The 13,026-nt window shown below is 67.9% G+C and carries 3 protein-coding genes; 1 reads left to right on the top strand and 2 read right to left on the bottom strand.

Annotated features, from left to right (window positions below; all coding sequences use genetic code 11):
- Nucleotides 1-119 precede the first annotated feature (119 nt).
- Together ACFWP3_RS05830 and ACFWP3_RS05825 are read right to left on the bottom strand one after the other, a co-directional pair.
- Nucleotides 120-398 carry a DUF6959 family protein gene (locus ACFWP3_RS05830; protein WP_384216576.1) on the bottom strand — a complete coding sequence of 93 codons (279 nt, stop codon included), beginning with the start codon at nt 396-398 and terminating at the stop codon, nt 120-122.
- On the bottom strand, nt 395-7,606 hold the full coding sequence (locus ACFWP3_RS05825) for an RHS repeat-associated core domain-containing protein (RefSeq protein WP_384216574.1): 7,212 nt from the start codon (nt 7,604-7,606) through the stop codon (nt 395-397). The genes ACFWP3_RS05830 and ACFWP3_RS05825 overlap by 4 nt, the downstream gene beginning before the upstream one ends.
- Before the next feature lie 421 nt (nt 7,607-8,027).
- Here ACFWP3_RS05825 and ACFWP3_RS05820 point away from each other — a divergent pair, with 421 nt between their 5' ends.
- Complete coding sequence (locus ACFWP3_RS05820; RefSeq protein WP_384216572.1) at nt 8,028-12,959, top strand: FG-GAP-like repeat-containing protein; 4,932 nt, start codon at nt 8,028-8,030, stop codon at nt 12,957-12,959.
- The last annotated feature ends 67 nt before the right edge of the window (nt 12,960-13,026 follow it).

Genomic DNA, 13,026 nt, shown 5'->3' with positions numbered 1-13,026 from the left:
GGGCCCAACCGTTACCTCGGCCGGGGGATTCCTTCCCCCGGCATCGTTAGGAGCATTAGCGCTCCCGCCTGGGGTGAGGGGTTAGTCCGACAACCGCTTGTCGGTTTTCGGCCGACCGCTTACGAATGGTATGGGAGCTTGAAGTCCAGCTCTCGTGCAGCGTCCTCGTACGTTGCAATCATTTCGGAAATAGTAGTGGCGATCTCCTGCAGCGGAAACTGGGCTTCTTCGAGATCGCCGGCGGTCAGGCAGTCGGTCAGCTCCTTCACAGTTTCCTGGAGGATTTTCAATGAATCCCCCTGAATGGCTGCTGCAGGTGAGTTTCGGTTCGGGATCTGAACCACGGCGTAGTTTCCAGAGACGGCTAGGATGGGGCCGATGGTTCCGTTCTGATTCACTGAGCCCTCCTGGGATGGAACATGATGTACGGCTCTGTGTCGACAAGAGGCCCCGTAAAGATGTCTTGGCGTCTTCCTCTGCCCAGGGACACGTCTGCCTTGGGGAGCGAACTCGATATTCTACTCTTGGTTCGGCTGTTTATGCCGGTGATTACGTAATCCCAGTCAGATTCGGCGTGGTAGCCATCAGGGTTGGTGGCGGACCGAGCCCCCTTGGCTCGACTTCCTACTACCGCGATCGATACCCCGCGGCTGTCGGCAGCATTCTGAATTCGCTTGATCTCGGATACTGACAGCCCTTCCAAAACTGCGCCGTTTGCCACAGTCGGGCCGCAATTATGGGTGAGGACGGGAGTAGCGCCCGCCAGCACATAGTACGTGTGCTCGCTTGCGACGGTGAGGTTCCGGACCTGCTTCTGCTGAGTCCAGTGCTTGACTCCGCTTACCTGCACCCAGGTGCCGGCCGACGTCTGAAGCCACTGGCCGACCGTGAGGTCGCTGGCCCGCAGCCACTTGTCCAGAGACGGAGCCCAGAACGGGTGGCCGTCGGTCGCGGTGACGGACTCGGTGGCACCGCCCATTTCGCCGTCGATGTCGATCGTTATCTGGACGAGGTTCTTCTGACCCTCTCCGATGATCTGACTGACAACCGGCTGAGCCGAACTGGCACTGGACTCCGCCTTGGTGGCCAAAACCTCGTCGCCAAGCTCTACGCTCTCAATCGGCTTGGAGGACCCGTCGGCCATGAGGATCTTAGTGCCCGGGACAAAGCTGTTGGTGTTACAGGCGTCGTCGGGGGCCTTCATGTCGCCGCCGCCGTCCTTGTCCGGCGCCGACTTTTTCGGGCCATCGGCCTTCTTCGTCTGCGCGGACTTCGACGACTTGCCGCCGCTATCGGCCTTCTTTGCCTTGGTTGAGGATGCCTTGCCTTGCTTGGCTGCCGTTGCCTTGGCCTCGTCGGCCTTCTTTGCAGCTGCGGCGGCTGCCTCCTGGGCAGCTCTGCGTGCCGCGGCGGCTTCCTCCTCCAGCTTTCTCGCTCGCTCGGCGGCTTCCTCTATTTGGCGTTTCCACTCGGCCAGGTCCTCGGCGTACTTGGCCATGGCCTGCTGGTATTGCTCGACGCGCCGGAGAATGTCGCGTGCCAGAGCGAGTTTCTGCGACCAGCTGTTGAAGGCCTCCCAGGCCCTGTCCAGCGCCTTGATGATGCGCTTGGCGCGGCCCGCGAAGGGCAGTGCCGCGTCCAGGGCGAGTCCGGCGCAGGCTCCCCACGAACCGCTGAGACAATCGCGGATGTCGTTGTAACCCGAGGCGTCTTTCAGGATGCCCATCGCGATCTCGAGCGCGATGTCCAGGGCGCTCTTGCCTTGGATCATATTGGCCCAGGCCGCCTCCGCGTCCGTGAAGTCCTTGATCGGCATCACGGGAGGCGCGATCGACAGACCGCTAGGGTCGCTGAAGGTCACCGGCGAGTTGTTGGCGTAGACGTACGGGTTCTGCTGTTTCGGTTCGTTGAAGTCGATGATGGGGTCGACCGACAAGAACCGGCCTGTAGCCGGGTCGTACTCCCGAGCACCCAGATGGACGGTGCCGATGGAGTCGTCGACCTCTCCGCCGACGAAGCCCTTCTTGCCCGGCCAGACGGACGGGGCCGCGCCGCGCACCTCGCCGTACGGGGTGAACTTCCGGCGGGTGACTGCAGAGGACTTGGCGTCCACCGCAGTCGTTGCGGTGCCGTTCTGGTCGCCCATCAGGTACGACGTGGAGATCACGCCGTCCTTGGCCGTCTTGACCATGACCGGACCGGCCGGGTGGGCGTAGTAGCGCGTGCCCTCCAGCTTGCCCGCCGCTGTCAGTTTGACCTCCGTTCCCGGCAGGTACAGCGTGGTACCCGTCTTGTCACGTTTGATCAAGCGGTTGCCACCGGCGTCGTAGACGAAGCCGGTGGTGTCGGTGCCCTTAGTGACCCTCTCCAGCTGGCCCGCAGTGTTCCAGTCCAGGGTCTGCGTGTCGCCCTGGATGGTCCGGGTCTTCGTGTTGCCTGCCGTGTCGTAGGTGTACGACTCGGTGCGCGAACCGCCCGGTCCGGTGGTGTCAACCTTCTTCAGACCGTTGGCGCCAGCCTGTCCCGGAGTGCCGTAGGTGTAGGTGCGCGTGACGTCCTTGGTGGGGTCACCGGTCGTGGAGTGCTGGACATCCTTCGTGCGGTTGCCCGCCGCGTCGAAGCTGTAGGAGCTCCAGTACGGGTTCGGGCCGCCGACCTGCGGCTTGGAGCCGGGGCCGGACGCGTTCGGCTGGGCCGCGCAGTCGTCCGTCGCGGTCCAGGCCTCGTTCATACGGCGCAGGTAGTCGTACGCGTAGCACTGCACGTCGGCAGTGGCGGTCGGTCCTTCCTTGTCAGTGATCTTGAGGATGTTGCCGACGTCGTCGTACTTGAACGTCGTGTCGTTGATCGCGCCCGGCGCCTTCTCCCGGCTGTTGACGGTTCGGGTGACACGCCGCGTCTGCTCGTCGTAGTAGTTCGTCGTGTAGACCTGCGACAGGGCAGGACCCGTATAGGTGCGGAGTACGTCGCCCATCGGCGAGTAGTCGACCTTGTCGACGAACGTCTTCCCCTCGATGCCCATCATCGTGGGCAGCTCGAAGTGGTTGTACTGCATCTCGGTGAGTTCGATGGGCAGGCCGGCCACGGCCGGCTGCTCCGACCACTCGACCAGGCCGGTGTTCTCCCGGTATCCGGTGGTGAACTCGTACGTGCCGGCGAGTGCCTCCTCACCCTTCGAGGAAGGGATGGTGACCTTCGTACCCGTCGGGCGGTACTCGGTGTCGTACCCGGTTACTTCCTGGGTGTACGCCTTTCCGTCCACGAATCGGGTCGAGGCCACGGGCAGGCCGATGGCCCCCGGCAGGGTGTCGAATGTGGTCGAGGTGAGCTTCGGGCCCGTCACCGAGCCTTCGTGCATGGCGACGGTGCGGCCGAGGGCGTCGTACTCGGGAACGAGTACCTTCCCACGGGCGTCGGTCATGGTGGCCACGCGGTCACCCTGGCCGTACGTCATCGTCGACGTGCCCTTGTCCGGGTCCGTCAACTTGGTCTGGCGGCCGCGGATGTCGTACTCGAAGCCCCACTTGTCGCCCGCCTGGTTGACGACCGACTCCAGTGCTCCGCGCTGGTTGTACGCGTACGTCGTCTTGTCGTACGCGCCCGTCGGGGAGTCCGACTTGAAGAAGCGGAGCTCCGTCTTGCGGCCCGCGCCGTCCAGGAAGGCGCGGGTCGGGGTCTCGCCCTTCGGGGGGTCGACCGTGATGTTGTCGCCGCCGTACGTCGTCGTCGTACGCGACGTCTCCTCGCCGAACTTGCGCGAGATCTGGGCGGTCGAGCGGCCCGACCCGTCGTACCGGGTCATCGTCGAGGACGGGACCTCGTTGTCCTTCGGGGCGAACTGGACCCCGGAGGCCGTACCGGCCGTGTAGTAGGCGCCGTTGCTCTTCCAGACCTGGCCGAGGCTGTTGTAGAAGGTGTCCGAGATGACCCGGCCACCGCTCAGTGCCTCCATCTGGGTCTGGCGGATGCGCAGGCTGCTGTCGTAGATGTCGTAGCTGGTGCGGTAGGTGCCGTCGTCCAGCAGTGCCTTGTTGGTGATGACGACCGGACCGTCGGTGCGGACGTCGTACGAGAACATGCCGTTCGGCGACTTGTTCTGCGGGTTGCGGGACGGGGACCACACCTTCGACAGGCGGCCGAGGGAGTCGTACTCCATCACTTGCCGGCGGCCGTTGGTGTCCTGCTTCGCGAGGATCGAGCCGCGGCCCTGGTCGGTCTCCGTGGTCTGGGAGTGGCCCAAGTGGTTGGTGGTGACTACCTTGGTGACGATCTGGCCCGACGCCGGCGTGTAGTCCAGCTTCGTGGTCTTGCCGAAGACGTCGGTGCTGGTCTTCGGGCGGCCGTACGCGTCGAAGGTCGCGCTGCCGTCGACCTGGTAGGTGGGGTTGCCGCCGGAGTAGCCCGTCAGGGACTCCGTCGACTTCACGTTGCCCGCCGCGTCGTAGGACATCTTGATGTCCGACGTCACGTCCGCCGGCTTCTGCACGCCGGTGGCGTCGCAGGCCTTCGCGACCGTCTCCACCCGCTTCTGGCGGGCGATGATCCAGCGGGTCTCGTCCGCGTCGTACCAGTAGCGGCTGCAGCTGTCGTCGGACGGGTCGGCGACGTCACCGCGGTTCGAGACCCATTCGGCGAGGCCGCGGGCGTCGTACTTGGTGGTCATCGCCGTACGGCGCCAGCCGCGGCCGTCCGACAGCAGGATGCGGGAGTTGACGCCCGTCGTCTGCTGGACGAACGCCTGCTGGGGCTCGATGTCCTCCGCGGTCGTCTCGCCCTTGCGCAGGCGGGTCGCCGTGGGGCCGTGCAGCCACGGGGTGTAGGTCGTGGCCGCTTCGAGCGCGCCGCCCTCGCCGTTGTACGCCAGGACCTCGCGGGTCTGGCCGGCGTAGAGGCGGTGGTCCGCCATCTCGACGCCCTCGGAGTCCTTGACCTTGACCGAACGGGTGCCGCCCGCAGGCGTCGCCCGGTCTCCGTCGAGGCCGCGGAAGAACAGCGTCTCCGTCTGGGAGCGCTTGTCCGGGGCCTGGCCGATGAAGGTCCGGACCCGCTCGTAGCCGCGCCACTGGGACCAGGTGCGCGTCTTCGGACGCATCATCTCGGTCTCGTCGTCGAACGCCCACGCCGGGTCACCGATGAACTCGTACTCGGTGCGCCGCGACGGCGAGTTGCCGTTGCGGTCGTCCTCCTGGACCCAGTCCACGACGTGCTTGTGGAACCAGTCGGTGGAGTAGATCTTCCGCTCGCGCGCGGGATCGGTGGGATCCGGCAGCTCGGAGACCACCGGGTAGCAGCGCAGCGTGTTGGCCTCCGGGGAGGCCGGCATCACGCGCGGGTTCGCCGCCCGGCACTGGTTTTCCTTGTAGTGCGCCAGGATCGTCGAGCCGGTCTCGGTGTCGATCGCCTCGATCCGGTAGCGGCGGTACGCGGGCTTGCCGTCGCCCAGGCCGTCCACGCGGTTGTCGAGCTGCTTGCCGCGGAACTTCACCGGGGGCAGGTCGAGCGGTGCGCCGTTCTTGCCGTAGTGCTTGATCTCGGCGAGCCACAGCGGGTAGTCCGTGCCGTCACCGGTCGCCGGGAAGGTCTGCTTCAGCGTCCAGGTGTCGACCGCCTTGGGAGCGGTGCCGTTCCAGACGAAGGTGCTGACCTCGGTCAGCCGCTTGCGGGTGAAGAAGGTCGGGGTGAACCGGCCCTTGCACTCCTCACCACTGGCGCACAGCTGGTCGCCCGGGGTGTCGGGCCACTCCTTGGCGATCTCCCACGCGACCTCCGGCTTCAGCTTCGCTTCCGCGCAGTCGAAGGCGTCCGTCTTGATGCAGCGTTCTTCGACCTTGAACTTGACCTGGGCCGGGGCATTGGCGAACAGGTTGTCGCTGCGCAGGCCGTAGGAGATGTGGTCCAGCCAGCCGGACCGGTCGTACGGGCGGGCGGTCGAACCACCTGCGATCTTGTAGTTCGATCCGTAGTGGTTGACCTCCTTCTCGTACCAGTACGTCATCGCGTTGCCGCGCGGGTCCACGACGTAGTCGAGGTTCCAGCGGTACGTCTGGTCGCAGACGGCGTCGGCGAACGTCGCGGTGTAGCAGGGCTCGCCCGGGTGGTTGCCGTAGACGGGCACGTTCCAGGCGGACTTGGTGACGGGCTTGCCCGCGGTCCAGCCGGGGACCCTGTTCAGGCCGAAGTAGAACTGGATGCCCTGGGGGTTGGTGAACCGCCAGTGGTCACCCTCCTTGTCACCGTTCTGCGCGCCCTGGAGCAGCTCGATCTTCGAGCCGTCGTCCTTGGCCGGGCGCCACTTCTTGGTGACGTCGTCCAGGACGAGCGGCGTGGAGCCGCCGTTGAGGGACATGGTGACCATCGGAGCGCCGTGGCAGAGGTCGCCCGTGTCGTCCTTCGGGTTGTTGTACCCGGAGTCCTTGCGCTTGTCCTGGCTGCACGGGACGTAGCCCCGCTCGATGTAGTTCGAGGCCAGGTCCCAGCCGTCGCCGACCCACGAGGTCTGCTGGGTCGCGGCGCTGGTGCGGCCGTCGATCTGGGAGCTGGAGTAGCCCAGCGACAGCGACGGGCTCGGGCCGCCGAGGGAGGCGGGGATCTCCAGCGGGTAGGACCAGGAGAAGTCACCGGCCGAGCCGCCGGCCTGCCAGGACCCCGAGGGGTTCAGCGAGGTGGCCTTGTACGTGCCGTTCGCGCCGTCGGCGCCCGGGGAGGCGGCCAGGGTCATCCCGCCGGCGGCGGGGGCGGCGGCCGGACCCGCGGCGGCCAGGCCCGCGAGGGCCGGGGCGTTGAGGAAGGCCTTGCCCGCGGGCTTCGGCGCCGTGGCGGGCTTGGCCGGGGCGTCGAAGGTGGCGACGAGCTTGCCGGTCTCCGCGTCGTTCCTGGTGGTGACCGGCGTGCTGCCCTGGCATTCGGGCTTCTGCGGGGTGGTCAGCGCACAGGTCGGGATCGCGGTGAAGCGGAGGCGGGATCCCCAGCTGCCGCCGTAGGCGTTCTTGAAGGCGGCGTAGTCGAGCTCCACCGAGACGGGAGCGGCGGAGCCGCCCGTGTCGGTGCGCTCGACCGAGAGGAGCAGGCTGCTCGTCAGGCCGGCGCGCTCGGCGGTGGCCCGGTCGTGCAGGTCCACCTTGACCTTGACGTCGGTGGGGGCCGCCGCCGCGGCGTCCGCGGCCGCGGACATGCCGGCCGCGGACCGCTGGGCGGCGGCGGGCGACTTCGTGAGGTCCGCGGAGGCGACCGACACCGGGAGCTTGCCCGCCTTGACCGCCTGGCCCGCGACGCCCGCGTCGCGCGCCGGGAGCGCGAACGCCCCGGCGGAGGAGGACTTCAGTGACGTGGCCGGCGCTGCGGGTGTGCTGGGCAGGGTGATCTCGGCGGAGCCCGCCGCGGGCCACGCGATCTTCGGGGCCCCCTTCCAGGCCTTCGTCTGCGACTCGGCGGGACCGGGGGCGGGCTTGCCCTTGACGGGTTCGCCGGTGACCTTGGTCAGTTTCTGGTTGCCCGGCAGCGCGGGCCCGGCGGCGGCCGCGTCGATCGCGGTCAGCCCCGTGGTCAGCATGGCGAGGCCGAGGACGGGTATCGGCCACCGCCAGACACGCCTCAAAGGCGCACGCATCGCGTGCGCCTGGGATCGTCTCAAAATTCGAACACTCCAGTCTGGAAGCGCGGATTCACAGGTTTCTGCGCTATGGATAATCGCGCTGAACCTAACAGTGGAGGGGCCGCTCACTGAAAAGCGAGCGGATTCCCGGGCCGGTAAAGGATCCGGCGTCCATGCAGGTCAGAGCGCTAACCGGAATGAAGTATTCGGAATTTGGCATTCCGCGAGAATGTCTGATAATGCGCCGCGCGGAGCTTGCGCCCGAAACGGGTATCACTTCGGACTTTGGTCGGTTCGACTGCTACAAATCAATCGAACACCTGTGACCTGTCGCCGAGAAAGGCCGAAAACCGGCCCCCAGGGCGGAGAGGTCCATCGATCCATTTCGGCCGCTCCTGTCACGGAGCCGCCGGAACCGACCCCGAGGACTCAGTCAGTGAGACCCTTCCCGACGCGTCCGCGCGTCGCCGGCCCGCCCTCCCGCAGGGCACCGGTACTCACCCTGGCGACCGCCCTGGTCGCCACCCTGATCGGCAGCGCGGTGCCCGCATCCGCCGCCGCGGCGCCAGCCGCCGACAAGCCCAAGGCCGCGTCGCCCACCGAGGCGGAGGCCACGGCCAAGGCGGGCACCGAGGCCAAGCGCACCGGCAAGCGCGTCGAGATCACTTCGAAGCGCACGGAGAACGAGGAGATCTGGGCCAACCCGGACGGATCCTTCACCTCCGAGCAGTCGCTGGTGCCGACGCGCGTCTACCGCAGCGGCAAGCTGGTCCCCCTGGACACCGGCTTGCAGAAGCTGAAGGACGGGCGGATCGCCCCCAAGGCGACCCGCAGCGAGCTCACCTTCTCCGGCGGCGGCAACGCCCCGCTCGTCACCATGCGCAAGGACGGCCGGGACGTCACCCTCACCTGGCCGAAGCCGCTCCCCGCGCCCACGCTGGACGCCAACAGCGCCACGTACGCCGAAGTCCTGAAGGGCGTGGACCTGCGGGTCGCAGCGGACGCGACCGGCTTCTCCCACCAGCTCATCGTGAAGACCCGCGAGGCCGCGGCCGATCCGGCGCTGGCCTCCCTCGACTTCGGTCTCAAGGGCAACGGCGTCACCCTGCGCAAGGAGCAGAACGGCGAGCTGAAGGCCCTCGATCCCGCGGGCCAGCCCCTGTTCTCCTCCGTCAAGCCGCAGATGTGGGACTCCAGCGCGGACCAGCCCGCGCCCACCACCCCGGCGGCCGCGGCCAAGTCCTTCTCCGAGTCCGCCCTCAAGCCCTCCGCGGGTGCCCAGGCCGCCCCGGAGGCGGGCACGCGCGCGCCCGCGGTCGACGACCGGACACCCGCCGTCGACGGCATCGCCCTGCGCAGCAAGGAGGCCGACCTGGGCGTCGACCTCAAGGGCGACAAGCTCACCCTCACCACGGACCGGAAGCTCCTGACGGCGCCGGACACCAAGTTCCCGGTCGTCATCGACCCCAAGTGGCGGGACGACTGGAAGTCGGCCTGGGCGCTCGCCTACAAGCACAACGGGATCGCCGGCTCGGCGGGCAACTCGTACTGGAACGGCGGCAACCTCAGCAACGACGCCCGCGTCGGCTGCTCCAAGGACCCGGCCTACGGCTATGCGGTGGTCTGCGCGAAGACGTTCTTCCAGATCGGCATGGGCGACCTGGCCGGCAAGCAGATCCTCGACGCCACCTTCCGCATCCAGCAGAGGCACGCGGGTTCCTGGAACTGCCAGTCCGGCGACATCCAGATCTGGGACACCGATACCATCACCGGCAGCACCAGCTGGAACAACCAGCCGACCTGGAAGCGCATGGTCGACTCCTCCAGCCAGTCCTACGGCGGCCGCAACTGCACCAGTGACGGCTCCCTCCTGGAACTGGACGTGACCTCCGCGGTCGGCGACGCCGCCCGCTGGAACTGGCCCGCCTGGACCATGGGCCTGAAGTCCTCCAACGACACGGTCGACGTCTCCTGGCGCAAGATGAACCCGGACAGCGCCCGCATCTCGACCCGGTACAACACGCTGCCGAACGCCCCGACCGACCGGTCGATGCAGCCGGAAGTGGCCTGCCAGGGCGGTGTGATCGGCAAGACCGACATGGTCGAGCTGCGCGCCCGCATCAGCGACGCCGAGGACAACGGCCTGAAGGCCGAGTTCCACTACTGGAACGCCGAAAACTACGGCACCCTCAAGGCGCCCAGGATCGACGTGGCCAGCGGCGGTGTCGCCCTCGTGCGGATCCCGCTCAGCGAGCTCACCGGCAACTCCTATCGGTGGGACGTACGCGGTCTCGACGAGGCCGGCGCGGGCCCCTGGGCCGGCCAGTGCGTGTTCTCCATCGACCGCAGCCGCCCCAGTGCGCTGCCGGGCGTCACCTCGGTCCAGTTCCCCGAGAACGACGACGTCAACACCGCCTACGCGCGCACCGAGGGCACCTTCGCCCTGAGCAACGGCGGCGTCTCCGACGTCACCCAGTACCAGTGGTACACGGCGGGCGACCCGACCGTCCGCACGGTGACCGCGGCGGCCAACGGTGCGGCACAGATCAAGTACACCCCGAACGCGGCCGGTCCGCACGCCCTCTACGTCCGGAGCCTCGACGCGGCGGGCAACCGCTCCGACGTGAAGCCGTACCACTTCTACGCCAAGCGCAAGGCCGAGCGCGACAAGCACGGTGACCTCAACGGCGACGGCATCATCGACATCTGGAGCGTGGACCCTGGATCGGGCCGCCTGTGGATGGTGCCGGGCAAGGGCAACGGCACCTTCGGCGAGCCCCGGCTGGTCGAGAAGGGCAACTTCGCCAACGCCGTCTCGCTGAGCCAGTGGGGGAGCTTCGGCGAGGACTACTACGAGGACCTCGTCGTACTGCGGCCCTCGGAGGACCCCACCACCAACAAGCTCTACGTCTACCGGGGCGCCGGTGACGGTACCCTCCAGGACCCCGAGGCCCACCGGATCGAGCTGACGGCACGCAACAACGTCCACTGGGCCCAGGCCCAGGCCCAGCAGGCGCTGGCCATCGGCAGCGTCAACGACGACAACCTGGACGGGAAGATCGGGGAGGACGACCACCCCGACATGCTGGTGAAGGAGAACGGCACCCTCTGGCTGTACTTCGGTACCGGCGGGGCCAGCCTGCTGCCGCGCAACCTGCCGCCCGTCCCGCTCGGCAACGCCGACTGGCAGAACATGACCCTGATCGCCCCCGGCGACCTCAACGGCGACACGCTGCCGGAGATCTGGGCCCGCGACAAGACCACCGGCAAGATCCACCAGTACACCAGCCGCAAGGCCTCCGACAGCGCGTCACCGGCCGCCCTCGACCTGACGGTGTACGGCGACCCCGCCGTCCGCACGAGCGCCATCGCCACCGGTTTCACCGGCGCCGCCTTCCCGCACCTGGCCAGCCTCGGCGACTTCGAGAAGGACGGCTTCGCCGACCTGTGGTCGCGCAACGCCAGCGGCGTCGTCAACAAGTACCCCGGCCGCCAGTCGCTCGACGGATCCGTCTTCGGTTCGGCCGTCCAGGTCGCCGTGAGCGGCACGCCCTGGAGCGAGTGCGCGTACGTCGACTCCGCAACGTCCACGGCCCAGGTCAAGCTGTGCGGTCCGATCCTGGCCAAGTTCAAGGCCAAGGGCGGTGTCACGCACTTCGGCAAGCCCTCGGGCAACGTCACCGAGACGGCTGACGGCGGCCGGTTCGTGCACCTGCGCACGAACGGCGCCGCCAGTGACAACGCCTCGATCTACTGGCACCCGAGCACCGGTGCCTGGCTGACCATGAACGCCATCCGCCAGAAGTGGATGTCGCTCGGAGCCGAGAAGGGCTTCCTCGGCTACCCGACCTCCGACGAGAACCTCACCTTCGACCAGGTCGGCTGGTTCTCCACCTTCACCGGATCCGGCGGCAACGGCGCCATCTACTGGGCGCCCGAGACCGGCCCCTGGTCCCTCCACGGCACCATCTACAGCAAGTACCTCGCGACCGGCGGCCCCGGCGGCTGGCTGGGCTACCCGACCACCGACGAGGTCAACCACTCCGACGGCATCGGCCGTTACAACCACTTCCGGCACCGCAAGGAGACGTACGACACCGCCTCCATCTACTGGACGACCGAGACCCAGAAGGCCTGGTCCGTGCGCGGCGCCATCCGCCAGAAGTGGCTGAGCCTCGGCGCCGAGAAGAGCTTCCTGGGCTACCCGCAGTCCGACGAGTACGACGTCGCCGGCGGCCCCCGCGAGGACTTCAAGGGCGGCTACATCCGGCACAACCGCACCACCGGCGCCACCGTCGACCACAAGCCGGGCGACCGCACCGCCCACCTGCGCAACGACCTGGCCGGTGACTTCAACGGCGACGGCCGTTCCGACATGGCCACCGTGTACGACTTCGGCAGCGGCACGACCGCGCTCTACGTCCTGCCCGCCAACGAGGGCGGCGGCTTCATGGCGCCCGTCCTCGCCTTCAACAGCGGCGTCGGCAACTTCAACGCCGCCAGCGCGCAGTGGGTCGTCGGCGACTTCAACGCCGACGGTCGCGACGACCTGGCCGCGCTGTACGACTACGGCGACGGCGACGGCCCCAACGGCCTGTTCACCTTCCTCGGCCAGGCGGACGGGACCTTCAAGTCCCTGCCGCGCAGCGCCTACGTCGGCGCGGGCAACTGGGACGCGTTCAAGGCGAAGCCGGTCGCCGGCGACTTCAACGGCGACGGCCGCGACGACGTGGCCATGTTCTACGACCACGGCGGCTCGACCGGCGCCCACACCTTCCTGTCCAAGCCGGACGGCACGTTCAACGCCTCCTTCGGCAGCTGGCGGTCGGGCAACGGCAACTGGTACTGGAACGAGTCCAAGCAGGTCGCGGGCGACTTCAACGGCGACGGCCGGGACGACATCCTCGCCCTGTACGGCCACGGCGACGGATCCGTCGAGGCGTACACGCTGCTCGGCAAGCCCGACGGCGGCCTCGCGGACCCCGTGAAGTCGTGGAACCGCAAGCCGGGTGACTGGTCGTACAGCGCCAGCAAGCTGACCTCGGGCGACTTCAACGGCGACGGCCGCGCCGACGCCGCCATCATGTTCGACTACGGCCTCGGCCGATCGGCCCTGTTCACGCTGACGGGCAAGCCCGACGGCGGGGTCAACGAGGACTTCGTGAGCTGGACCCGTCCGGCAGGGTGGTTCGCGTTCAACCTCGGCAACCTGGTCTCCGGTGACACGGACAAGGACGGCCGCGACGACGTCTCGGTCATGTACAACACCTCCAACGGCGCGACCTTGGCCTACACGTTCAAGGCCCGTCCCGACGGTGGCTTCAACGGCCACCTGAGGAGCTGGGAGGCGCCGGCGGGCACCTGGTAGTCGGGTCCCGCACATGACGCGGCCCCCAGGACCCGTTCGGGTCCTGGGGGCCGTTCGCGTCATGCGG

The organism is Streptomyces sp. NPDC058525, from assembly GCF_042719495.1.
Classification (GTDB): domain Bacteria; phylum Actinomycetota; class Actinomycetes; order Streptomycetales; family Streptomycetaceae; genus Streptomyces.
The sequence above is the reverse complement of the archived record's forward strand: the minus strand, read 5'-3'. Positions and strand labels throughout refer to the sequence as shown.